The sequence below is a fragment of the Neotabrizicola paludis genome, from assembly GCF_044142105.1.
GTDB lineage: Bacteria > Pseudomonadota > Alphaproteobacteria > Rhodobacterales > Rhodobacteraceae > Pseudogemmobacter.
The window spans coordinates 73,752-95,470 of record NZ_JBGTYM010000001.1 but is presented as its reverse complement, the minus strand read 5'-3'; the positions used below and the strand labels follow the sequence as shown (position 1 = coordinate 95,470).

General features: G+C 68.0%; 17 protein-coding genes. 9 read left to right on the top strand and 8 right to left on the bottom strand.

All coding sequences use genetic code 11. The features are described from left to right. Position 1 precedes the first annotated feature (1 nt). On the bottom strand, positions 2 to 928 hold the full coding sequence (exbB, locus tag ACED67_RS00430; protein ID WP_395539467.1) for a tonB-system energizer ExbB: 927 nt from the start codon (positions 926 to 928) through the stop codon (positions 2 to 4). Continuing rightward, positions 925 to 3,000: a TonB-dependent receptor domain-containing protein gene (locus ACED67_RS00425; protein ID WP_395539466.1), complete on the bottom strand. Its 2,076-nt coding sequence runs from the start codon at positions 2,998 to 3,000 to the stop codon at positions 925 to 927. The genes exbB and ACED67_RS00425 overlap by 4 nt, the downstream gene beginning before the upstream one ends. A gap of 254 nt (positions 3,001 to 3,254) precedes the next feature. Here ACED67_RS00425 and ACED67_RS00420 point away from each other — a divergent pair, with 254 nt between their 5' ends. Genes ACED67_RS00420 through ACED67_RS00405 form a run of 4 tightly spaced genes read left to right on the top strand, consistent with a single transcriptional unit; the run spans position 3,255 to position 7,020 of the window. Further along, positions 3,255 to 4,307 carry a hemin-degrading factor gene (locus ACED67_RS00420; RefSeq protein WP_395539465.1) on the top strand — a complete coding sequence of 351 codons (1,053 nt, stop codon included), beginning with the start codon at positions 3,255 to 3,257 and terminating at the stop codon, positions 4,305 to 4,307. A 3-nt stretch (positions 4,308 to 4,310) separates the two neighbouring features. Continuing rightward, on the top strand, positions 4,311 to 5,177 hold the full coding sequence (locus tag ACED67_RS00415) for a heme/hemin ABC transporter substrate-binding protein (protein ID WP_395539464.1): 867 nt from the start codon (positions 4,311 to 4,313) through the stop codon (positions 5,175 to 5,177). Positions 5,178 to 5,180: 3 nt separating this feature from the next. Beyond that, on the top strand, positions 5,181 to 6,245 hold the full coding sequence (locus ACED67_RS00410) for a FecCD family ABC transporter permease (protein ID WP_395539463.1): 1,065 nt from the start codon (positions 5,181 to 5,183) through the stop codon (positions 6,243 to 6,245). Position 6,246: 1 nt separating this feature from the next. After that, on the top strand, positions 6,247 to 7,020 hold the full coding sequence (locus ACED67_RS00405; protein ID WP_395539462.1) for a heme ABC transporter ATP-binding protein: 774 nt from the start codon (positions 6,247 to 6,249) through the stop codon (positions 7,018 to 7,020). A 92-nt stretch (positions 7,021 to 7,112) separates the two neighbouring features. Here ACED67_RS00405 and ACED67_RS00400 read toward each other — a convergent pair whose 3' ends face one another. Together ACED67_RS00400 and ACED67_RS00395 are read right to left on the bottom strand one after the other, a co-directional pair. Next, positions 7,113 to 10,208: an efflux RND transporter permease subunit gene (locus ACED67_RS00400; RefSeq protein ID WP_395540441.1), complete on the bottom strand. Its 3,096-nt coding sequence runs from the start codon at positions 10,206 to 10,208 to the stop codon at positions 7,113 to 7,115. Between the two features lie 299 nt (positions 10,209 to 10,507). Beyond that, on the bottom strand, positions 10,508 to 11,659 hold the full coding sequence (locus ACED67_RS00395; protein WP_395539461.1) for an efflux RND transporter periplasmic adaptor subunit: 1,152 nt from the start codon (positions 11,657 to 11,659) through the stop codon (positions 10,508 to 10,510). A gap of 351 nt (positions 11,660 to 12,010) precedes the next feature. Between ACED67_RS00395 and ACED67_RS00390 the strand changes: the two genes are divergently transcribed. The 5 genes from ACED67_RS00390 to ACED67_RS00370 are packed head-to-tail and all read left to right on the top strand — an operon-like array spanning position 12,011 to position 17,063. Continuing rightward, a complete protein-coding gene (locus ACED67_RS00390; protein WP_395539460.1) occupies positions 12,011 to 12,982 on the top strand; it encodes a 3-oxoacyl-[acyl-carrier-protein] synthase III C-terminal domain-containing protein in 972 nt (323 codons plus the stop codon). After that, a complete protein-coding gene (locus tag ACED67_RS00385) occupies positions 12,972 to 13,946 on the top strand; it encodes an NAD-dependent epimerase/dehydratase family protein (RefSeq protein WP_395539459.1) in 975 nt (324 codons plus the stop codon). The genes ACED67_RS00390 and ACED67_RS00385 overlap by 11 nt, the downstream gene beginning before the upstream one ends. Beyond that, the gene (locus ACED67_RS00380; protein ID WP_395539458.1) at positions 13,943 to 14,758 is read left to right on the top strand and encodes an MBL fold metallo-hydrolase; all 816 of its coding nucleotides are present in this window, start codon (positions 13,943 to 13,945) and stop codon (positions 14,756 to 14,758) included. Before ACED67_RS00385 ends, ACED67_RS00380 begins: the two co-directional genes overlap by 4 nt. Beyond that, positions 14,752 to 15,975: a CoF synthetase gene (locus tag ACED67_RS00375; protein ID WP_395539457.1), complete on the top strand. Its 1,224-nt coding sequence runs from the start codon at positions 14,752 to 14,754 to the stop codon at positions 15,973 to 15,975. Before ACED67_RS00380 ends, ACED67_RS00375 begins: the two co-directional genes overlap by 7 nt. Continuing rightward, positions 15,972 to 17,063 carry a GNAT family N-acetyltransferase gene (locus ACED67_RS00370; RefSeq protein ID WP_395539456.1) on the top strand — a complete coding sequence of 364 codons (1,092 nt, stop codon included), beginning with the start codon at positions 15,972 to 15,974 and terminating at the stop codon, positions 17,061 to 17,063. The genes ACED67_RS00375 and ACED67_RS00370 overlap by 4 nt, the downstream gene beginning before the upstream one ends. 87 nt (positions 17,064 to 17,150) lie before the next feature. On the opposite strand, the gene ACED67_RS00365 is transcribed toward ACED67_RS00370, so the two are convergent. The 4 genes from ACED67_RS00365 to ACED67_RS00350 all read right to left on the bottom strand — a co-directional run bounded on the left by ACED67_RS00365 (position 17,151) and on the right by ACED67_RS00350 (position 21,595). Then, entirely contained in the window at positions 17,151 to 18,278 is a 1,128-nt protein-coding gene (locus ACED67_RS00365; protein WP_395539455.1) for an ATP-grasp domain-containing protein, read from the bottom strand. Between the two features lie 68 nt (positions 18,279 to 18,346). After that, the gene (locus ACED67_RS00360) at positions 18,347 to 19,183 is read right to left on the bottom strand and encodes a transglutaminase family protein (protein ID WP_395539454.1); all 837 of its coding nucleotides are present in this window, start codon (positions 19,181 to 19,183) and stop codon (positions 18,347 to 18,349) included. Beyond that, on the bottom strand, positions 19,183 to 20,133 hold the full coding sequence (locus ACED67_RS00355) for an alpha-E domain-containing protein (RefSeq protein WP_395539453.1): 951 nt from the start codon (positions 20,131 to 20,133) through the stop codon (positions 19,183 to 19,185). The genes ACED67_RS00360 and ACED67_RS00355 overlap by 1 nt, the downstream gene beginning before the upstream one ends. Positions 20,134 to 20,200: 67 nt before the next feature. After that, on the bottom strand, positions 20,201 to 21,595 hold the full coding sequence (locus ACED67_RS00350) for a circularly permuted type 2 ATP-grasp protein (RefSeq protein WP_395540440.1): 1,395 nt from the start codon (positions 21,593 to 21,595) through the stop codon (positions 20,201 to 20,203). Positions 21,596 to 21,719 lie beyond the last annotated feature (124 nt).

The following is a 21,719-nucleotide window of genomic DNA, read 5'->3' as shown; positions in this document are numbered from 1 at the left end:
CTCAGCCCCCCACCGCACGCGGCAGCGACATGGCCCGCGTGGCAGGCTTGGCCGCAAGGCGGTCCAGCGCCCGGCTTTGCAGCACAAGCACCATGGTTGACAGGTCGGTCAGCCGGTGGCGATAGTTGGCCAGACGGCGCGACAGCAGGTTGTAGATCAGGACCGCCGGGATGGCCGCGGCAAGGCCGATGGCGGTAGCCAGCAACGCCTCCGCAATGCCGGGGGCGACGACCGCCAGGTTGGTGGTCTTGGTCTCGGCAATGGCAAGAAAGCTGTTCATGATGCCGAAGACCGTGCCGAATAGCCCGACAAAGGGGGCAATCGCGCCAATCGACGCCAGAACCCCCGTGCCCGCGCGCAGCGAAAGCGCCGCCCCAGCCTCGATCCGCGCCAAAGCGGCGGTGCTGCGCGACTGGGTCCCGGGCAGAAGCGCCACATCCTCTTCCGAAAGGCGCAATTCCTCGGCAGCCGCCCGGGTCATCGCGGCGGCGGGGCCGCGTTCGCCCGCCAAAGCCTGGGCCGCATCCGCAAGGTCGGTGGCCGCGCCCAGCGCCCTGGCCGCCCGCCGCAGCCGCGCGAAGGCCAAGGCGAATTCGGCGAGTTTCTGGACAAGGATGGTCAGCGCCACGAAGGCCGCCAATGCCAAGATCGCCATGACCGCCTGCACCACCGGATGCGCGACCAGCACGATCTCGACCAGCGGATGATGGGCCGGGGCCGATGCAGCCCCCGGCATCAAGGAACCTTCCTCTGACGCGACCGAGGGAAGCGACACGCCAGAGGAAGGCCCGGCTTCGGCCAGAGGCGCCAGCGCCGGGGCCTCGGCCATGATCGCAGGAGGCGGTGCCGCCCCCTCCTGCGCCGTGGCGGGCAGGGTCAGCGGCACCAGCCCGAGGGCCAGCGCCAGATATCCTGCCCGGACGCTCACCAGGTGAATCCTTTGGAAATGGTCAGCTTGGCGTTCCGCCCCGTCGCATTGTCGAGTGCGAGATTGTTGCGATAGGTCTTGTCGAAGACATTCTCGATCGCAAAGTTCACCTCGATCCCGGCCAGCGCGCCCTGATCCGGCTTCCAGGCCACGAAAAGGTCATGCGTGTCATAGGCCTCGCCCGAGGTGGTGGCCGATGAGGTGGTGATCTTGTCGAAATAGGCCGCGCGCCAGCCCAGGGTCAGGTTCTGGTCGGGGAATTTCGCCCCCAGCGTCAGCGCGACATTCTCGGCCGGGGTGTCGGCCAGTGTCAGGCCGGTCGACAGGTCCTTCGATTTGACATGGCTCCAGGCCAGGCTGCCGAACCAGCGTTCCGCGTCATAGGCGGCTTCAAGCTCGGCCCCCCAGATCTCGGCATCGCGGATATTGCGATAATAGGGCGTGCCCGCGGTGCTGTCGCGCGCGATCAGGTTGGACAGGTCATTGTGGAAGGCGGTGGCCTTGAACTGCAGGCTGTCGCCCGGCGACAGGACGTCGCCCTTCTGGAAGGTGAAGCCCAGCTCGATCGAATCCGCCTCTTCCTTGTCAAGGTTCAGGCTGGGCGGCTCGTCGCCGTCAAAGCTGTACAACTCGTCCAGCGTCGGCATCCGTTCCGTACGTGCGACCGAGCCGAAGAGGCCCCAATTGTCTGTCAGCTTGTACAGCACCGCCAGCTTGGGCGAGATGGCAGTATCTTCCGTGGCCGTCGCCCCCGCCGCGACCGAGGCGGCCGACGGCGTCCGATCGCCGAAATCGACCCGCAGGCCGGGGATGATCGTCAGCTTCTCGTTCAGGGTGAATTCGCCCTGCACGTAAAGCCCCAGCTTGCGATCGGTGCCCTGCGGGTGGAAGCTCAGATCGCCGAGGGTGGAGGTCGCGGTGCGCTCCTGTTCCGACAGCTGGACACCAAAGGTCAGGTAATTCTCCCAGGCGCCGGTCGACAGGTCGGCCACGTTCTCGACCTTCAGCGTGGTCGTGGTGTAGGCCGCGTCATTGTCGCACAGGATCTGGAAGGTGCCCGGCGCGCACATCGCGCCCAGAGAGAAATTGCGCAGTCGGGTCGCGGTGTCGGTATAGGACAGCTGCACCGTCAGGTTCAGGAAGGGGCTGTCGGGAAAGGCGTTGTTATAGGTCAGCGTAACCGTGTCATCGATGGCATGTACATCCGCCGTGCCGAAGAAGGACGCCGCCGAACCGCCGGTCTGCGCGACCTGTGTGTCGTCCAGATCGCTGTCGGTGCGCGACAGGGCCAGGGTCAGGCTCTGGTCATTGTCATTGCCGAAGGTCAGCTTGCCCTTCACAAGGCCCGACCAGCTTGAATGTTCCGTACCCAGAATATCGGTGCCCGAGCCATCCTGCATGATCCCGCCGGACGACCGGTTCAGCGCCGCCAGGAATTCGACATTGCCCTTGCGGGTGGCGTAGATCACGCCTTCCTTGTCGCTTTCGCCGTTGCTGTCATACCCCAGCTTGACGCGCAGCGACGCGCCGTCGCCCTCGCCCAGAAAATCGCTGGCCTCCTTGGTGGTGAAAGCGACCACACCGCCAATGGCCCCCGAACCGTAAAGCGTGCTCGACGCCGGGCCGCGCAGAATCTCGACCCGTTTGTACAGGTCCAGATCGCCAAAGAAGCTGCCCATCCGGTATCTCTCGAAGAACTTGGGCGCGCCATCGACCACGACCTTGATGCGTTCCTCGCTGGCATTCTGTTCGGTGTTGCCGATGCCGCGGATGTTGAAGGCCATGCCCAGCGCCCGCGCCGAAGCTCCCGCCGCCTGAACACCCGGCACGGTTTTCAGAAGGTCCGAGATGTTCGACGGCTGAAGCTGGTCCAGATCCTCCTGCTCCAGCGCCGTCACCGCCTGAGGCGTGTCGATGGCCACTTTCGCGGTGCCGCTGCCCAGGATGATCCGTCCCAGCATGGTGAAAAATCCCTCGCCCTGCTCTTGCGCCAGCGCGGGCTGGCTACAAAGGACAAGGGCCGTGGCGGCGGTGGTGAAAAGCCCGGAGCGGGCGGGGCGGCAGGCAGACATGGGCGTCCCTTCGGTCGATTGCTTTTATGGAAGGGCTGGCCCGGGCCTTCACGGCGCTGCGGAGCTGGCATGCAGATATCGGTAGATTCCGACTTGATCTGTCAGGAAAGGACTCCTAGAAAAGCCGAGTGTAACTGTCAAGTATCCGAAACGGGTGGCTGACAGATCAATGCGCCCCAGCCATGGCCGCCGCCCGATCCGGGCCGCCATCCGCCAGACATGCGCCCCAGATGCATGATGCGAAAGGATAAACCATGGCCGATGGTCCCATAAACGATACCCCGCTTTCCCCCTCGGCACTCCGCGCCCGGCGCGCCGAGGCCCCAAAGACCCGCGCCCGCGATTTCGCCGCCGCGCAGGGCATCACCGAAGCCGATCTGGTCGCCGCCCATGTCGGTCATGGCGCCACAGTGATCGATGCGACGCCCGACAGGCTGTTCCCGCTGATCAAGGATCTGGGCGATGTGCTGGCGCTGACGCGCAACGAAAGCTGCGTCCATGAACGCCGCGGCCAGTACAGCGACTACCGTGGCGGGCCGCATGCCAGCATGGTGCTCGATCCCGAAATCGACATGCGCATCTTTCCCGCACATTGGGTGCATGGCTTCGCTCTGGCCGAGACGGGTGCGGATGGCACGGTGAAGCGCAGTCTGCAGGTCTTCGATGCCGCTGGCGATGCGATCCACAAGGTCCATCTCAAGCCCGAAAGCGACGTGGCCGCCTTTGACCGCCTGGTCGAAGCCCTGCGCCTTGACGCCCAGCCGCAAGCGCTGGCTCTGGAACCGCGCAAGCCGGTCGAACCCGCTCGCGAAGACCACACCCGGGCGCAGGCCCTGCGCGCCGACTGGGACCGGATGACCGATACGCATCAGTTCCTGAAACTGGTGAAGACGCATAAGATGAACCGTCTGGGTGCCAACCGCGTCGCCGGTGCCCCCTATGCGCAGCGGCTGGACCCCAAGGCGGTGAACGCGGCGCTGGTGCAGGCCGCTGAGGACCGCGTGCCGGTCATGATCTTCGTCGGCAATCAGGGCTGCATCCAGATCCATGGTGGGCTGATCGACAAGGTCGTCCCGATGGGACCGTGGATCAACGTCATGGACCCGCGCTTCAACCTGCACCTGCGCGGTGACCACATCGCCGAGGTCTGGCTGGTCAACAAGCCCACCCGCACCGGCGCCGCGATCTCGGTCGAGGCTTTCGACGCGGAAGGCGGGCTGATCCTGCAGATCTTCGGCTATCGCAAGGACACGGCACCCGACGCCTGGAACGCGCTGACTCTGACCCTGCCCAAGTCGGAGGCCTGATTCATGGCCCGCTTGACCTATGCCCGGCTTCAGGCCGGCCTGATCGGCTGTCTGGGCCTTGGCCTTGCCGCCAGCGCCTTTGCCGAACCGCTCCAACGCGTCATCACGCTGGGCGGCTCGGTGACCGAGATCGCCGTGGCGCTTGGGGCCGAAGCGCGGCTTGTCGCCCGCGACACGACCTCAAACTATCCGGACAGCATCCTCGCCCTGCCCGATGTCGGCTATATCCGCGCGCTCTCGCCCGAGGGCGTGCTGGCGCAAGACCCAGGGCTGGTCGTGGCCGAGGGCGATGCCGGACCGCCCGAAGCGGTAGAGGTGCTGAAAGCGGCGGGCGTGCCCTTCGCCCTGGTGCCCGAGGCCACCACGCCCGAGGGCGTGACTGCAAAGATCACCGCCGTCGCGGCGGCGCTGGATCTTGCGCCCGAAGGCGAGAAGCTGGCGGCACAGGTTGAGGCCGATCTGGCCAAGGCTCGCACCCGCGCCGAAGCGGTGACCGGGAAGAAGCGCGTTCTCTTCATCCTCTCGCTGCAAGGTGGGCGGATCATGGCGGGCGGCGAAGGAACCGAGGCCGAGGGCATCATCGCGCTGTCGGGCGGCGCGAACGCGGCCACGGGCTTTTCCGGCTACAAGCAGATGACCGACGAAGCGGTTATCGCCGCCGCGCCCGATGTGGTGCTGATGATGGACCGCGAGGGCGATCTTGCCGTCGCCGATGCCGATCTCTGGGCGCATCCGGCGCTGGCGCTGACGTCGGCCGGTCGGTCGCAGAAGGTGATCCGCATGGACGGTATGCTGCTTCTGGGTTTTGGCCCGCGCACGCCGCAGGCCGCCGCCGCGCTGTATGACGCGCTTTACCCGGCGGCGGGCTGAGGCATGGTCGCCCTGCCGCTTGCCGCGCCACGGGGATTTCGGGGCCGCCCCCCGGCCCGCTGGATCACCCTTGGCCTTCTTCTCCTCCTGATGGGAACGGCGCTCACTTCTCTGGGCACCGGCGCTGCGGGTCTGACCCTGGCCGATCTGGCCCGCGCGGTCCGGGACGGCGGGCTGGACCATCGCGCGCAGGTGATTCTGTGGGACATCCGCCTGCCGCGGCTGGCGATGGGGGCTTTGGTGGGCGCGTCGCTGGCCCTGTCGGGCGCGCTGCTGCAGGGCCTTTTCCGCAATCCCCTGGCCGATCCCGGCATCGTCGGCGTCGGCGCCGGGGCAAGCCTTGGCGCCGTGCTGGCCATCGTGCTGGGCGGGCTCTTGCCCCCGGGGCTTGCCGCCTTTGCGGGCCTCCACCTTGTGCCCCTCGCCGCCTTCATCGGCGGGCTGGCCGTGACGCTGTTGCTCTACCAACTTGCGACGCGGGGCGGGCAGACCTCGGTCGCGGTCCTGCTGCTTGCGGGCATCGCGCTGGCCGCCTTTGCCGGGGCCGCGACCGGGATCCTGATCTATCTCGCCGATGACCGGCAGTTGCGCGACGTGACCTTCTGGTCGATGGGGTCCCTGGCCGGGGCCAGCTGGGCCAAGATCGCCAGCGCCCTGCCGCTGATCCTGCCCGCGCTTCTGGCCGCGCCCTTCCTTGCCCGCGGGCTGAACGCGCTGGCGCTGGGTGAGGCACAGGCGCTGCATCTGGGCATCCGCGTGCAGGCGTTGAAACGGCTCGCCGTCTTCGTCACCGCCGCCGCGACCGGGGCCGCGGTGGCGATCTCGGGCGGGATCGGCTTTGTCGGCATCGTGGTGCCGCATCTGCTGCGCCTGACCTGCGGCCCCGATCATCGCGCCCTGCTGCCGCAATCGGCGCTTCTGGGCGCCGCGCTCCTGATCGGGGCCGACATGATCGCCCGATCCATCGTCGCCCCCGCCGAATTGCCCATCGGCATCGTCACCGCATGCCTTGGTGCGCCGGTCTTCCTCTGGATCCTGCTTGGCCGCCGCGGCCTGTCGGGGCTTTGACATGCTGTCGGTTCACGACCTTTCGGTCACGCTGTCCCGCCGCCCTCTGCTGCGCGGTCTGACCTTCTCTGCCCACCCCGGCCAGATCACCGCAATCATCGGCCCGAACGGCTCCGGCAAGACCACGCTTTTGCGCGCCCTGACCGGGGAGTTGCCCGCCACCGGCAGGCTGGCGCTCAACGGCCATGACATCCCCCGCACCGCGCCGCGCATCCTGGCCCGGTTCCGCGCCGTTCTGGCGCAATCGACCAGCGTGGCCTTCCCCTTCACGGCAGGCGAGATCGTCCGTTTCGGCCTGGACGCCGGTTCCGGCCCCGCCGATCCCGGCCTACCCGCCCGCCTTCTGGCCGAGGTCGACCTCGCGGGCGCGATGGACCGGCCCTATCACCAGCTGTCGGGCGGCGAACAATCGCGGGTCCAGCTGGCCCGCACCCTGGCCCAGGCCCGCCAACCTGTCACCCCCGACGGCCCCGGCTGGCTGTTTCTGGACGAGCCGGTGGCCGCGCTGGACATTGCGCATCAGCTCATGGTCATGCGTCTTGCCCGCAGCTTCGCCGATGCGGGCGGCGGCGTGGTCATGGTGCTGCATGACCTGAACCTCACCGCCATGGCGGCGGACAAGGTGCTCTTGCTGAAATCCGGCGCGCTTCTGGCGAAGGGCAGCGCCGAGGAGGTGCTGACCGACGGTCTTCTGTCGCAGGCCTATGGCTGCCGCATCCGCATCGCCACCCCGCCACAGACCGGCCCCTGGCTTCTGCCGCAAAGCGCAGCCTGACGTCGCACCTCGGCTTCACCAAGGGACAAATACTCTCGGGGGCGGGAAGCGAAGCGCCCCCGGCGGCCTGCCCAAAGGCCGCCCGTCAAAGGCTATTCCGCCGGTACGGCCCGCACCTTCGCCGCCGCCCGCATCTCGGCCGCCAGCAGGTCCTGCTCATGCGCCCGCGAGCGCGACAGGCCCGCCAGCAGAAGATAGGCAACCGGCGTGATGTACAGCGTGGCAAAGGTCGCGAGGCCCAGACCGCCAACGATGATCCAGCCCAGCACCCCCCGCGCCTCGGCCCCCGCGCCCTGCGCCAGAACCAGCGGCACCCCGCCCAGCACGGTCGCGATCATCGTCATCATCACCGGACGCAGCCGCAGGATCGAGGCACGCTCGATCGCCTGGCGCACGCTCGCGCCCTGCTCGCGCAGTTGATCGGCGAATTCCACGATCAAGATGCCATTCTTCGCCATGATCCCAACCAGCAGCACCAGCCCGATCTGGCTATAGACATTGAGGCTGCCCCCGGTCGCCAGAAGCGCGTAGACCGCGCAGGCCAGGCCCAAAGGCACGGTCGCCATCACGATCACCGCCGAGACGAAGCTTTCGAACTGCGCCGACAGGACCAGGAACACCACCGCCAGCGCGATGCCGAAGGTGACCAGCAGCCCCGACGAGGTTTCGCCCAATGTCGCCGCCTCGGCCAGGGGCGCGATGCGCATCCCCTCGCCCAGCACATCTGCCGCCATTGCCTGAACTTCGGTCAGGGCATCCCCCAGCGCGATCTCCGGCGTCAGCCCGGCGGTGATCGGCACCGCCCGCATCTGGCTTTCGCGCTGCAATTCCGGCGCGACGGCCCGTTCGCTCAGTGTCACGAAGCTCGACATCGGGATCATCTGCCCGTCACGCCCGGGAATGAAGATGCGCTCCAGATCGCCGGGGTCATTCACCGGATCGGCGGTCGATATCAGGCGGATGTCGAAACTGTCATCATCCAGAAACAGCGTGCCCACCGTGCGGCCATCCAGAACCGCCTGCAAGGCCTCGGCCAGCCCGTCGATCCCCACTCCCAGATCTTCGGCCTTGGACCGGTCGACCTCGATGAAAAGCTGCGGCTGCGTCGTGTCATAGCCCAGCCGCACCTGACCCAGACGCGGATCCTCCTCCATCTTCGCGACCAGCGCCTGTGCAGCCTGGGACAGCGCGCCGTAGTCATCGCCCAAAAGCGCGAAGGACAGGCCCTGCCCGGCGCCGCGGATGCCCAGCGAATTTGGCTGGATCGCAAAGGCGCGCACGCCGATCACGCCGCGCAGGCCCTTTTGCAGCTCGGCCACGATCTCTTGCTGGCTGCGGGTTCGGTCGGCCCAGTCGGCCAGAGTCACGACCAGAAAGCCGCGATTGTCGGAACTGCCCTGCCCGGTGATCGAGAAGATGCTGACCACCTCGCCCGAACGGCGCAAGGGCTCGACCAGGGCCTCGACCTCGCGCATCTTGCCATCGGTGAAATCCAGCGACACGCCCTGCGGCGCCTGCACCGACAACAGGATCTGCGCGCGGTCTTCGGCCGGCGTCACCTCTTGCCGCAGCGTGCCGAAACTTGCCACCGCCAGCGCGGCGAACAAGGCCGCCACCGCCACGGCGACCAAGGGTGCGTTCAGGCAGGCGCGCAGCGTCCAGGCATAGGCCCCGGCCAGTATATCACCCAGCACGGTCATCGGGCCGCGCTTCTCGACATGTGGCCGCAGCATCCGTGCCGCCAGAACGGGGCACAGCGTCAGCGCCGTGACAGAAGACAGCAGGACCGCAATGGCGAGCGTGAAGCCGAACTCCCGGAACAGCCCACCGGTCTGGCCGGGCAGGAAGGACAGCGGGATGAAGACGGCCGCAAGGGTGGTGGTGGTGGCAAGGACGGCGAAGAACACCTGTTCGGTTCCCATCACCGCCGCCGCGCGCGCCCCCATCCCCTCGGACCGCCGCCGCACGATGTTTTCCAAGACCACGATGGCATCATCCACCACGATGCCCGTCGCCAGAACCAGCGCCAGCAGCGTCAGGATGTTGATGGAAAATCCCACCAGCCAGATCGCCGCCAACGTGCCGACCAGCGCCACGGGCATGGCGATCACCGGGATCAGCGTCGCCCGCGCATCGCGCAGGAACAGATAGATCACCGCCGTCACGATCAGCACGGAAAGGACCAGCGCGATTTCCACCTCATGGATGGCGCCATTGATGAAATCGGCGCTGTCCGAGGTGATGAACATCCGCACATCGGGCGGCAAGATAGGCTGCAGATCCGCTACCACCTGACGCACCGCCGCCGATATCTGCAAGGTGTTGCCATTGGCTTGGCGGATAATGCCCAGCCCGATCCCGGTCTCGCCATTCGCGCGCAGGATGCTGGCGCCCGGCTCCGGCCCCAGCGTCACCTGCGCCACATCGCCCAGTTTCACATCGCCCGCGACCGTCAGCGCCTCGATCTGCGGCGCGCTGCTGATCGCGGCCGTGGTGCGCACCATCAGGCTTTGCCGGTCGGAAGACAGCGCGCCTGCCGGCGCATCGAAACTGGCATTGCGCAGCGCCGTGCGCAGATCGGCCAGTGTCAGCCCGCGCGCGGCAAGCTGCATCAGGTCGACATCGACCCGGAAAACCAGCCCGCGATTGCCGAAGATCTGCACATCGGCCACGCCCGGCGCGCCCAGCAGGCGGCTTTCCACCTGATCCTCGACCAACTGCGTCAGTTCCTCGGCGCTGCGGCGCGACGAGGTGAGCGCGATACGCAGGATGGCGTCGCTATCGGCATCGGCCTTGACCACACGCGGGGCCTCGGCATCGTCGGGCAGACTGTTCTGCACCCGGTTCACGGCCTCGCGCAGATCGGTCGCGGCAACATCAAGATCGACGCCGTCGCGGAACTCGACCGTCACCCGGCTGGTGCCGAAGCGCGATGAGGAGGAGATGCCCTTCACCCCGGGCACCCGCCCCGCCGCGCCCTCGATCACCGAGGTGACTTCGCGGTCGATGGTTTCCGGCGCCGCGCCGGAATAGGCGGTCGAGATGGTGACGACGGGCCGGTCCACATCGGGCAGCTCGCGCACATCGGCCCCCAGAAAGCCGCCGATCCCGGCAATGACGATCAAGGCGTTCAGCACGAAGGCCAGGATGGGGCGGCGGATGAACAGAGCGGTGCGCCCGGCGGGCATGGCCAGGGTTTCCGGTGGAAGCTCGGGCGGCAGGTCGGGCGGCGCCTCGGTGGGGCCGGGCGGAATTTCCTGCGGCCCTGTCGGCGGGGTCTCTGCGGGCGGCGCGGGGGGCAGGTCGGGACCTGGCGTTTCTGGCCCATCGGGCGGCGACGGCACTTCGTCCGGTGCGGGGCCGGGCGCCTCGGGCGGCGCGGACGGCGCCTCGCCCGGCGGCGCGGGCGGCACTTCAGACGGGCCGGGCGGCACACCCTGCGGCAACTCGGGCTTCGGCTCTTGCGGCGGCGTGTCTTCCTTCCCGCTCATCCCGCTGCCCTCTCGGCCTCGGCCAGCGTCACCGCGGCACCGGGCCGCAGCGTCTGGACCCCTTCGGTCACCACCAGATCGCCCGGCTCCAGCGCGGCCTCGACAAGCACCGCCTTCTCATTCCGTTGCAGGATGCGGATCGGCAGACGCGCCGCCTTGCCCTCGCGCACGATCCAGACATAGGCGCCCTCGGCCCCCCATTGGATCGCCAGAGGGTCGACCGCCGGATACTCCGCCCCGGTGAATTCCAGCGCGATGCGGAAGGCCATCCCCGCGCGCAGGGCGTCGCCGTCATTGCCGATCTGAGCCTGCACGCGCAGGGTGCGGCTAGTCTCGTCGACCCGGTTGTCGACCGCGGTGATCTTGCCATCCAGCACCCTCCCGGGGGTCGAGACCGGCGCGGCGGTCAGGGGATCGCCCGGCTTCACCAGCGTCGCCACCCGTTCCGGCACCCGGAAATCGACGATCAGGCTCGAGCGATCCTCGATCCGCGTGACGACAGTGGAAGAGGTGACCAGATCGCCGTCCTGAATATCGATCAGCCCGACGAAACCCGCGATGGGCGCGACCAGACGATGATCGGCCAGATCGCGTTCCGCCGTCGCCAGCGCCAGTTCCGCCGTGCGCCGTGCCAGTTCCGCTTCCTGCCGTTGCAGGTCCGTCGTCGCGCCAGACCCCGCCAGCCGTTCCAGCCGCGTCAAGGTGGCCTGCGCATCCTCATAGACCAGCTTCGCCCGCTCCACCGCCAGCTCGGCCTGCTCGGCATCCAACTCGGCGATCACCTCACCCGACTTGACCGCCTGCCCCGGCACCGCGCGCAGCACCATGACCCTGCCCGCGACCTCGGGCGAGACCACCACCGCCTGCACGCCCCGCGCCGAGCCGATGGCGGTGACGACATCCCGCAGAATCTCATGCGCGGCCGGGGCCGCCACGACCAATGCGCCGCCCTGACCACCACCCTGCCCCCCGCCAGGGCCGCCAGCCGCCGCTTCGGCCGGAGGAACGACGATGCCCGCATCCTGCAAGGGTGTCAGCAGCCCGGCCCTGGCCAGCCAGGGATGGGTGCCCGGCACGAAACGGGCCGCCAGGGGCACCGCCACGGCCCCCAACAGAAGGACAAGGGCGATTTGCGAAAGAGGCCTCATGCGGCGGTCGGTCCTTCCTGTCGAAGAGGGCTCCGGGCAAGGCCGGTCCTCACATGTTCTGGGCGGGCCCGCACAGGCCCCGCCGCCATGATACGCCGCATCCGTGAAACTCCGTCGCGGAAAATCGCGCCCGGATCAGGCGGTTCTGCTCCGAGGCGCGCGCGGCGCCCCGGGCATGATAGGCCAAAGCGGCCGGGGCGCGGAAGCCGCCGCCAGTGCCGCTCGCATCGTCGTGACTGGGGCCGGACCCGTTCTTCGCACAGGGTGGGCAGAACCAGACCTTCCGCCCCTGCCGCCTTGCGAGCATTTTCGCAGAAGGCTAGCCTTTGCGGGCCCGGTGGAGGGGAAAAGATGATCCTTGCAGCGGCCCATGCTCTGCCCGCGCGCCGCGTGCCCTCGACCGAGATCGACCGGCGCTGCGGCCTGCCCGAGGGCCGGACCGAGGCTGCCACCGGCATCGCCGCCCGATTCCATGTGGAAGGCGAAAGCCAGATCGACCTTGCGGTTGCCGCCGCCCGCGCGGCATTGGATCGCGCCGGGATCGCGCCAGCCGAGATCGACCTTGTGCTTGGCGCCAATGCCGTGCCCTATCAGCCACTGCCCGCCACGGCCCCGCTTGTGATGCGCGGTCTGGGCATCGCCGACGGGCAGGCCGCGGCCTATGACCTGAACGCCACCTGCCTGTCCTTCCTTCCCGCCTTCGACCATGCCGCAACCCAGATCGCTCTGGGCCGCGCCCGCCATGCCCTTGTCTTCTCGTCCGAAATCGCCTCGCGCGCGCTGAATTTCGCGGGCGATCCCTTCGTCGCCGCCCATTTCGGCGATGGTGCAGCGGCAGTGGTCCTTGGTCCCGGCACGGGCCGCATCGCCGCCTGCCGGATGCGCAGCTATCCGTCGGGCTATGAGGCCTGCGGTCTGCGGTCGGGTGGCACGGCGATCGATCTGCGCGCCGACCCCGAGGGCTTCGCCGCCGGGGCGTGGTTTCATATGGAGGGCGAGGCCCTGTTCCGCCTGACCGCCCGCCATTTCCGCGCCTTCCTGCAAGATCTTCTGGAGGAGGCTGGCTGGACATTGGCCGGGATCGACCTGATCATCCCCCATCAGGCAAGCCCCCGCGCCCTGTCGCGCATGGCACGCGCGCTGGACGTTCCGATCGGGCGCATGATCGACATATCTCTCGATTTCGGCAATCAGGTTGCCGCCTCGATCCCGACCGCGCTTGCCGTCGCCCATGACCGCGGCCTGCTTGGCCCGGGACGCCGTGTTCTTTTGCTGGGCACGGCGGCGGGCGTCACCTTCGGAGGGCTGGCGCTTGAGACCTGAGCGCCTTCTCGTCACCGGCGCGACCGGCCATCTGGGCGGCGAAGTGCTGGCCCAGGCGCGCGAGGCGGGCATTTCCGCCCTCGGCCTTGGCCGCAATGCCGCCCGCATCGACCAGCTGCAGCGGCGCGGCTTTGCCGTCATGGGCCATGACCTGACCGATCCCCTGCCCGGCGCGGCGCGAGATGTCGACGCCGTCATCCACTGCGCCGCCCTTTCGGCCCCCTTCGGCCCGGCGCGCGCCTTCCTGGCCGCCAATGTGACCGCCACGCAAAGCCTGCTCGACGCTTTTCCACGGCTAGACCGTTTCGTCCTGGTCTCCTCGCCCACGGTCTATTTCGCTTTCGCCGATGATGTGATGCGACGCGAGGACGGCCCGCTGCCGCCGCCCGTCAATGCCTATGCCGCGACCAAACGTCAGGCCGAGCGTCTTGTCCTGTCCCGGCCCGAGCTGCGCCCCATTATCCTGCGTCCGCGCGGCATCTATGGCGCGGGCGACAGCGCCCTCCTGCCACGCCTGTTGCGCGCGGCGCGGCGCGGCCCGCTGCCGCTCCTGCGCAAGGGGGTGGCAGAGATCGACCTGACCCATGTCGCCGATGCGGCTCGGGCCTGTCTGGCTGCCCTTGTCGCACCGGCCAGCGCTGTGGGCGGGATCTACAACATTTCCGGCGGCGAGGTTCTGCCCGTCACCGAGATTGTCGCGCAGGCCTGCGCGCGTGCGGCTGTGCCGCTGTCCTGGCGGCCCCTGCCCCTGCGACCTGCGCTTGCGCTGGCCGGGGCGGCCGAGTTCCTGGCCCGGCTTGGCGGCGGGGCGGAACCACCGGTCACCCGCTACGGCTTGGGCCTTTTCGCCTATCGCCAGAGCCTCGATCTCTCCGCGGCGGCCGCCCGCCTCGACTGGCGGCCCGAGATTCCCTTCAGCCGCGGCCTTCTGACCGCGCTGCCACCACCGGGCGACGCGCCGTGAACCCATGTTTCGCCAATTCCGCGCTTGTGCATGTCAACGCGGCCTATCTGCGGCGCGGCGCGCAGGGCCGTCTGGCCCTGCCGGTGCGCTATGGTCTGATCGACAGCCCGCTTGGCCCCGCCCTGATCGACACCGGCTATGACCATGCCCTATTTTCGGATTCCGAGCTTGGACGTCGCCGCAGCCTGCCCTTGCGCGCCTATGCTGGCGTCTTCGCGCCCGAAATCCTGGCTGCGGGCCAGACCGGCGCCTTCCTTTCCCGCCAAGGCCTGCGCCCGGACGATATCGGCCTGATCATCCTGACCCATTTCCACGCCGACCATATCGGCGCCCTGCATCGCTTTCCCAAAGCAAGGATCATGGCTTCCGGCAGCGGCCTCGCCGCGCTGCTGGCCCTGTCGCCGCTGCGCCGCCTGCGCCATGCCGCCTTCACCGAATTCCTGCCGCCCGATCTCCCGCAGCGCCTGACCGGGTTCGAGACGCGGCCCCTGCGCGCGTCGGCCCCCGCCCTGCCGAAGGGCCATGATCTCTTCGGCGATGGCCGTGTGCTCGCGATCCCGCTGCCGGGCCATGCCCTTGGCCATCACGGAATCTTCTGGCCCGCGACCGGCCTTCTCTACGCCGCCGACACGCATTGGCTGCACGATGCACCGCCGCCGCCCTTTCCCGGCCGCCTCGTGGCACCCGACCCTCGGGGCTTCGCCGCCAGCCTCGCCGCCGTCCAAAGCCACGCCGCAAGCGGCGCGCCCGTCATCTACTGCCACGCGCCCGCGCCCACGCCTTGGGACGAGCCCTGGAAGGCGCCATGCTGATCCTGACCGAAGCGCTGCCAAGTTTCCTTCTGGTCCGCCGCCTGTCGCGCCTGTCTCGGGCGCAGCTTCTGCACTGGCAGGTCCGCGCGCTGGATCGCTGGCTTGCCCGCGATCTTCCGCGCGCGCCCTTCTACCAGCGACTTGCGGGCCAGCCGCTTTCCGCCTTGCCCCTGACCGACAAGGCCACGCTGATGGCCGATTTCTCCGCCTTCAACACGCGCGGCATCAGCGCCGGACGCGCCCGCGCCATCATCGAGGCGGGCATGGTGCAGGGCGATCTGATCGCCGGGGCCTCGACCGGAACATCCGGCAATCGCGGCCTCTACCTTGCGACACGGGCTGAAAGTCACCGCTGGCTGGGGGCGATCCTGGCGCATGCCCTGCCCGACATGATCGTCCGCCCGCAACGCGTCGCGCTGATCCTGCCCCGATCGGCGGGCATCTATGGCGCAGCACAGGGGCGTTGGCTGCAGCTTCAGCATTTCGACCTGACCGAAGGCCCCGCCGCCTGGCGCGCCCGGCTTGGGGGCTTCGCCCCCACTGTCCTCGTTGCCACGCCCAAGATCCTGCGCCATCTGGCAGAAGAGGGCTTTCGCCTTTCCCCCAACCGGGTCTTTTCCGCAGCCGAGACGCTCGACCCCAATGATCGCGCCCCGATCGAAGCCCGCTTCGGCGCGCCCCTGCGCCAGATCTACATGGCGACCGAGGGGCTTCTCGCCGTCTCCTGCGCCCAGGGCACCCTGCATCTTTGCGAGGATTCGCTGCATTTCGAATTCGAGCCGGTGGACGATCTCGTCACCCCCCGCATCACCGCTTTTCGCCGCCAGACCCAGATCATGGCGCGCTATGCGATGAATGATCTGCTGCGCCTTGGCACCTGTTCCTGTGGCCTGCCCTTTCAAGCCATCACGGAAGTGGCGGGGCGCACCGATGACATCTTCCAGCTGCGCGGCCAGCCCGTCACGCCGGATATCCTGCGCAATGCCGTGCTGACCGCCCATCCCGGCATCACCGATTTCCGCCTGGTCCAGAGCGGCCCCCGGAAAGTCACCCTCACCCTGCCCCCGAACGTGCCCGGAGCGGCACAGGCGCTGGCCGCCGTCGCCGCGCTGCTTTATCGCTTCGACCCCGAGGTCGATGTCACGCTGGACAGCCGGCCTCTGCCGCTCGACACCACGCGCAAATTGCGCCGGGTGGAACGGATCTGGAAACCATGAGCTGGAACGAGGCCCCCCGCCTTGCCGGCCTGGCCCGTCTGGCGCAGGGCCGGACCGAGGCGATTGCGCGGAACATGCGGGCCTCTTTCGCGGTGGAAGAGATCGGCGGCAGGCACTGGCCCCTGACGATCACCGAGGGCGGGCCGACATGCTATCTGGTCGATGGCGTCACCGCCTATCTCGACTATGCGCTGGAAGAGACCCGCAATCTTGCCGCCCATCCCGCACTGCGCACCGCAATGCGGGGTCTGATCCATGCAGCTGGGCCGCTGGTGCGCGCCACCGGCCTTGACCGCCAGGTGCAGGTCAACAACTGGCTTTTCTCGACCTGTCCCGTGCCGCCCCTTTCTTCCCCCACAGCAAGGGCGCTGGCCAGCACGCTCGCCCCCCGCCACTCGCATCATGCCCTGGTGATCCGATCCTTGAACGAGGTGGACGATGCCACCTCTCTCGCGGCGCTCAAGGCCTTGGGCTGGGTGCTACTGCCCGCCAGACAGATCTGGCGGATCGACCCGCAACAGGCCGAGGCCGCGCGCTGGCGCGACCTCATGGCCGATGCCCGGCTGACCGCCCGCAGCCCTTTTCCCCTTGTTCAGGCCGATGGCTTTGCTGCCGAAGATTTCATCCGTGCCGCCGATCTTTACGACCAGCTTTACCGCCGGAAATATCCCGCGCTGAACCCGGCCTACACAGCCGCCTTCCTGCAAGGCGCAGCGCGAGCCGGGTTGATCGATCTGGCCGGCTGGCGCGGGCCGGAGGGAAATCTGATCGCGATCTCGGGCCTGTTCCGCAACGGCGCCACCCTGACCCAGCCGATCCTCGGCTATGATCTGTTCCGCCCACAACGCGACGGCCTCTACCGCCTCGCCGTGATGCGCGCCCATCTCGCGGCCCGAGACCAGGGTCTGCTCTTGAATGCCTCGGCCGGGGCGGCGCGGTTCAAGCGCCTGCGCGGCGCCACGCCCGCCATCGAATACACCGCCGTCTTCGCCGCCCACCTGCCCGGCAAACAACGCGCCGCCCTGGCGACGTTGCGTTCTTTGCTCAAAACGACCGCTGTGCCGCTCATGCGGCGGATGCGCCTCTGACCCGCCTCCATCCTCTGCCCGCAAAGATCCTGCGGCGAGCTCCCAAGGGGGACAAGGCCCCTCCGGGACGCACTGCTGGACAAGGCACTAGCCGTCCCAGGCGATATCCTCGACCGAGGCCCGCGTGAGCGACACCCGCTGCCGCAGCGCGCGCCGGGCAAAGGCCACAAAGACCCCAAGCTGCGCCCGGCCCGGCCCCGGATCGCCGGACCAGTCGAGAAAGCCCGTGGCCCGCCGCGCATCGCGCCACAGCCGCAGCGGGTTGCCGCGACCCAGCCCATAGGCCCAAAGCGCCAGCTTCATCGCCTGCGGGCCGGTCGCATCGGGGGCAAGACAGCCCTCACGCCCCCGCATCGCTGCGCGGAACGCCGTGGGATCGCGGAAGAAATGCAGTCCTGTCACCGGGCGCGGATTGCATTCGATGGCGACATGCACCCCATCCGCCCGCCGGATCGTGTCAAAGGACAGAAACCCCTCCCAGCCCAACGCCTCCGACACCGCTTCCGCCAAGGCCCGCACTCCGCCGGCCTCAACCGGTTCGCACCAGATCCCGGCCCCGTGCCGCCCCGTCCGCCAGCCCGCCCGATAGGCGCAAAGCGCACGCACCCGCCCGCCACGCGTCAGCGCAAGGACAGAAATCTCTTCACCCGCCACGAAGTCCTGCGCCACCCAGGGCCGTGCGGGCGTGGGCGCGATGTCGATCCGCGACGGCGTCACCCGCACCGCATCGCCAAAGCGCGAGAAGCAGGGTTTCAGCACCAGACCGCGCGGATCAAGCCCGACCAGATCACCCGGCCCTTCCAGCCGCCATGTCACCGGATGCGGCAGGCCCAACTGCGCCAGCAGCTCGGCAAACCGCCCCTTGTCATGAACGGCCAGAAGCGACGCCAGGGGCGGCGCGAGAAGCGGCACATCAAGCTGCCCGGCGTCCCACAGCGCGGCCAGGTGAAAGACTTCTTCACACGTCGGCAGGATCATCCCCAGCCCGCGGTCGCGGCAGATCGCGCGAAGCCGCGCCGCCGCCGCCACGGGCGCGTGGCGCGGCGAGGGGATCTGGTGGAAGCGCGCAGAGTGGCGGCTTGCCCCGGCCAGCGTGGGCGCGATGCAATCGGCGGTCTCGACATGAAAACCGCTGCCCCCCAGAAGACGCACCAGATGCACAGCAACCGGCGCACGGGCGCCCGTGACCAGAAGCCGCTCGGGAAGATCCGCCACTGCTGTTCCTCCTGCCGGGCGCGGCAGACCTTCACGCCCGCCCGCCGAGATGGCAAGGCAGGGTTCCCCTATTGCGACTGGCCCTGCGCCTGTTGCGCACCCGCCACGACCTGCACCTCCACATCCAGCGCCTCGGGCGCCACCGCGACCTGCCCGCGCGCGATGCCGCGAATGGGGGCCGCATCCTGCGCGTCAAAGCCGCTGCCAAGGCGGATATAGCGTTCGTCCGGGCAGCATTCATTCGCGGGATCGAAGCCCACCCAACCAAGGCCCGAGATATGGATCTCGGCCCAGGCATGCGCCGCCTCATGCGGCGTGCCATCCTTGGCGGTGAACAGATAGCCCGAGACATAGCGCGCCGGTAGCCCCCGGGCGCGTGCGCAAGCGATCAGCACATGGGCATGGTCCTGACAGACGCCCTCACCCAGCGCCAGTGCTTCGGCAGCGGTCGTCGCGGCATGGGTCACACCGGGCTTGTAGGCCACGGCCCTGGACACCGCCGCCGACAACTTATGCGCCAGCGCAAGGGGACCGTCCGCCTCGATCGCATCGGCGAGCGCTTGCAAAGTTCCCTCGATCTCGGTCGCCTGGGTCTCGATCAGGTAGCAGGCCGGCGTAACCGTCTCACGCAGACCTTTCAGCACCCCCGCCGTATCGTTGGTCTCGACCGTGCCGCGGACCGTGACCGTCACCTCCTCGACCGGCCCCGGAACCGACCAGGCCTGCATCCGGTCGCCTGCCCCGTCGCGGAAAGTGCCGCCCTTGATCCCACCCGACACGTCGACCGCCCAGCTTATCACCTTCTGCCCGTCGAAATCGGCGGGGGTCAGACGATGGCTTTGCTGCACGCCGCGCACCGGCGCCTCATAGCGGTACCGGGTCACATGATCGACGCTCAACCGCATCAGCGTGTCTCCCCGCTCAGATAGACATCATGGATCGCGCCGCCCAACGCCGCCGCATCGCCAATGAAGCGCGACAGATATTCGTGCAATCCTTCGTCGAATATCCGCTCGACGCTCTCGCTTTCCAGATCGGCCAGCATGGCCCGCGCACGCCCCTGCGCCCCGGTTTCGCGGCCATAGGCCTTGGCCAGCCGCCCCAGATGGTTGGCGATCCCCGCGACACAGGTGATCAGCGAGCGCGGGCATTGCGGATTCAGGATCAGGAATTCGGCGATCTTCGCCGCCGTGACTTCGCCGCCATAGGCCCAGTGAAAGGCCCGCTGCGCCCCCATGGCACGCAGAAGCGTGGTCCATTGGTAATTGTCCAGGCCCGAGCCCACGAATTCGACCCGCGGCAGAAGGACATAGTATTTCACGTCCATCAGGCGGGCGGTATTGTCGGCCCGTTCCAGATAATAGCCGATGTTCAGGAAGTTGTAGCCGTCATTCCTGAGAAGCGTGGCGTCGATCGCGCCGCGCACCATGGCCGCCTTCTGCATCACCCAATCGGTCAGTTCCGACAGTTCCAGTGACGACCTTTCCCGCCGTTCCAGCACGCGCAATTCCTGGAAAGCCGAATTCAGCGCATCCCAGACCTGTGCGGTCAGCGCGGTGCGCACGATCCGGCCGTTTTCCCGCGCGGCGGTAAGACAGGAGGCGACGGAGGACGGGTTGTCGCGGTCGAAGAACAGCCAGCTTTCCAGATTGCGCTGCACCGGGTCGCCGTATTTCTTGGCGAAGCCCTCCGCCATGCCCGAGGCCTGGAGCAGGGAATCCCATTCGCTGCGATAGCCATGAGCCGAGGGCATCAGAGAAATCCGGCTGCCCACCTCCAGCAGCCGCGCCGAAGTATCCGCCCGCTCCATATAGCGCGCGATCCAGTAAAGATTGTCCGCCGTCCGGCTCAGCACCACCCGTCTCCTTCCGTCCCTGGCCGCGCCGCGCCCGATCTTTCGCCGAAAAATCGCGCCATCGCCTTCACTCCGCCAGAACCCAGGTGTCCTTGACGCCCCCGCCCTGCGACGAGTTCACCACCAGCGACCCTTCGGTCAGCGCGACCCGTGTCAGCCCGCCCGGCACCAGTTCCACCCGCTCGCCCACCAGGCAGTAGGGCCGCAGGTCGACATGGCGCGGCGCCACTCCTTCGGCGACAAAGGACGGCACGGTCGACAGCGCGAGCGTCGGTTGGGCGATGTAATTGCCGGGATCTGCCTCGATCTTGGCGCGGAAGGCCTCGACCTGGGCCTTGGAGGCCTTCGGCCCGACCAGCATGCCGTAGCCGCCCGAGCCATGGACTTCCTTGACCACCAGCTCGGCCAGATTGTCGAGTACGTATTTCAGGTCATCCGCCTTGCCGCATTGCCAGGTCGGCACATTGTTCAGCAGGGGCTCCTCGCCCAGATAGAAGCGCACCATCTCGGGCACGAACGTATAGACCGCCTTGTCATCGGCGACGCCCGCGCCAGGGGCCGAACAGATCGACACCCCGCCCGAGCGGTAGACATCCATCAGCCCCGGAATCCCCAGCATGCTGTCGGGGCGGAAGCACAGCGGGTCGATATAGGCGTCATCGATGCGGCGGTAGATCACGTCCACCCGCTTCGGCCCCTCGGTCGTGCGCATATAGACGTATTCGCCCTCGACAAAGAGATCCTGCCCCTCGACCAGCTCAACCCCCATCAGATCGGCCAGGAAGGAATGCTCGTAATAGGCCGAATTGAAATGCCCCGGTGTCAGGATCACCACCACCGGCTCGCCCTTGCATTTGGCGGGGGCAACGCTTGCCAGGGTGCGGCGCAGTTTCTCGGGATAGCTGTCCACCGGCTCGATGCGGTTTTCCCGGAACAGTTCGGGGAACATCCGCATCATGATCTCGCGGTTTTCCAGCATGTAGCTGACGCCACTGGGCGTGCGGCAATTGTCTTCCAGCACGAAGAATTCGTCCGGGCCGGTGCGCACGATGTCGATGCCGACGATATGGCTATAGACCCCCTTGGGCGGCACGAAACCGACACAGGCCTTTTCATAGGCCGCGTTCTGATAGACCAGCCGGGCCGGAATCCGCCCCGCCCGCACGATCTCGCCCCGCCCGTAGACATCGACCAGAAAGGCGTTCAGCGCCCGCGCCCGCTGCTTGATGCCCTTTTCCAGCCTGGCCCATTCATTCGCCGAAAAGACCCGCGGGAACATGTCGAAAGGGATCAGCCTGTCGGGATCGCCGCCCTCGCCATAGACGGCGAAGGTAATGCCGATGCGGCGGAACAGGGTCTCGGCCTCGGCCTGTTTCAATGTCCGCAGGTCCACCGGCATCGCGCCAACCCAGTCCTGCAGGCGGGCATAGGGCGCGCGCACCCCCGTGCCCTTGCCGTTCATCTCGTCGAAATAGGCGGTCACCCGTCACCCCCTGATACCTTGGATCCAGTCAATCCAACCGCACCGCCGTCGTAAAGCCCCTTCTGCGAAGCCCCGCATCACGGATGGGCGCTTGCTCAATCTT

What these genes read in the sequence shown, in the direction of transcription:
- ACED67_RS00425 (WP_395539466.1), bottom strand. Translation starts at nt 3,000, where the DNA reads ATGTCTGCCTGCCGCCCCGCCCGCTCCGGGCTTTTCACCACCGCCGCC.
- ACED67_RS00420 (WP_395539465.1), top strand. Translation starts at nt 3,255, where the DNA reads ATGGCCGATGGTCCCATAAACGATACCCCGCTTTCCCCCTCGGCACTC.
- ACED67_RS00415 (WP_395539464.1), top strand. Translation starts at nt 4,311, where the DNA reads ATGGCCCGCTTGACCTATGCCCGGCTTCAGGCCGGCCTGATCGGCTGT.
- ACED67_RS00410 (WP_395539463.1), top strand. Translation starts at nt 5,181, where the DNA reads ATGGTCGCCCTGCCGCTTGCCGCGCCACGGGGATTTCGGGGCCGCCCC.
- ACED67_RS00405 (WP_395539462.1), top strand. Translation starts at nt 6,247, where the DNA reads ATGCTGTCGGTTCACGACCTTTCGGTCACGCTGTCCCGCCGCCCTCTG.
- ACED67_RS00400 (WP_395540441.1), bottom strand. Translation starts at nt 10,208, where the DNA reads ATGCCCGCCGGGCGCACCGCTCTGTTCATCCGCCGCCCCATCCTGGCC.
- ACED67_RS00395 (WP_395539461.1), bottom strand. Translation starts at nt 11,659, where the DNA reads ATGAGGCCTCTTTCGCAAATCGCCCTTGTCCTTCTGTTGGGGGCCGTG.
- ACED67_RS00390 (WP_395539460.1), top strand. Translation starts at nt 12,011, where the DNA reads ATGATCCTTGCAGCGGCCCATGCTCTGCCCGCGCGCCGCGTGCCCTCG.
- ACED67_RS00375 (WP_395539457.1), top strand. Translation starts at nt 14,752, where the DNA reads ATGCTGATCCTGACCGAAGCGCTGCCAAGTTTCCTTCTGGTCCGCCGC.
- ACED67_RS00370 (WP_395539456.1), top strand. Translation starts at nt 15,972, where the DNA reads ATGAGCTGGAACGAGGCCCCCCGCCTTGCCGGCCTGGCCCGTCTGGCG.
- ACED67_RS00360 (WP_395539454.1), bottom strand. Translation starts at nt 19,183, where the DNA reads ATGCGGTTGAGCGTCGATCATGTGACCCGGTACCGCTATGAGGCGCCG.
- ACED67_RS00350 (WP_395540440.1), bottom strand. Translation starts at nt 21,595, where the DNA reads ATGAACGGCAAGGGCACGGGGGTGCGCGCGCCCTATGCCCGCCTGCAG.